Raw genomic sequence first — 1074 nt, 5'->3', positions numbered from 1 at the left:
CTAGACAAGCCGGATCATCGCAGGTGGCAGGGCACCTTTCCCATGCCGTGACAAACAGTCACCGATCAACAGTGACGTGATGAAACATCGAGGCCGGAGGCGTAGGTGACCCGTCCGCCGAAGTGGGCGCGGACTGTTGCGGCGGCTTCGGCGAGGAAGGCGTTGAGCCGCTCTGGGACTGGCCCGAGGGAGGCCCACCATTCCATGTCAGCCGTTCCGGATCGCGGCCGGAGATGCGCACGGCGTCACAGTGCAGCTCGCCGGCGATCACCGCCATGTCGCGGCGGACCGCTTCGGGGAGGAAGGTCTTGCGGGATAGTGCGTCGCCGGGGAGGAATCCGGTGTCGTAGTTGATGCCGCGTGCGCGCATGTCACCGTTCCTTTGCGTGGTAGAGCCCGTTTTCCAGCAGGTCGAAGGCGAGCTCGACGTCCTTGGCCAGGGCGCGGCCCGCTTCCTGTGGCGGTGCGCCGCTGAGCAGGCGGTGGAAGTAGGACTCCTGGAGGGTGAGCAGGGACGCGGCGATCTGAGCCGCCATGAGTGCGGCCGCGGTCTCGCCGTGCTGCTCGGCCAAGGCCCGGGCCAGCGCCTGACGCTGTTGGTAGAGCAGACTGTTGGCGGCAGTGCTGAGCGTGGGGCTGTCGTGGATCACGCGCATCTGGGCGATCAGCACCTCGTGGTTCGCCGGTGTCGTCTGCCGGATGGCGAATGCACGGTAGTGGGCCCGCAGGGCCATGAGGGGGGAGTCGCCCGGTTGCCGCCGGGCGACGATCCCGGCCGGATCGTCCTCACCCACGCCCTGGAGCGCGAGGGACTCCTTGGTGGGGAAATACGTGAACAGCGTTGCCTTGGCCACTTCGGCGGCTTCGGCGATCTCGTTGACCGTCACCGCGTCGAAGCCGCGCTCGGCGAACAGCCTCAACGCCACAGCGGCGATCCGCTGCCGGGTTTGTTCCTTCGTGACTGATTTGGTGATCAGGCCGGGGTGGGGATCCAGGCTCCTCGGCCGTCGAAGAGCCGGGTGATGGCGTCGAGCAGGTTGCGGCCCTGCTTGGCGGCGGTGGATAGGTAGCCGC

The 1074-nt window shown here is 67.5% G+C and carries 2 protein-coding genes; both read right to left on the bottom strand.

What is annotated here, in order from left to right; all coding sequences use genetic code 11:
- Positions 1-58: 58 nt before the first annotated feature.
- Complete coding sequence (locus ACZ38L_RS39645) at positions 59-370, bottom strand: hypothetical protein (protein ID WP_465703053.1); 312 nt, start codon at positions 368-370, stop codon at positions 59-61.
- 1 nt (position 371) lies between these two features.
- On the bottom strand, positions 372-926 hold the full coding sequence (locus ACZ38L_RS39640) for a TetR family transcriptional regulator (protein WP_465703051.1): 555 nt from the start codon (positions 924-926) through the stop codon (positions 372-374).
- Between the last annotated feature and the right edge of the window lie 148 nt (positions 927-1074).

It is taken from the genome of Kitasatospora sp. NPDC024654, from assembly GCF_055559155.1.
The sequence above is the reverse complement of the archived record's forward strand: the minus strand, read 5'-3'. Positions and strand labels throughout refer to the sequence as shown.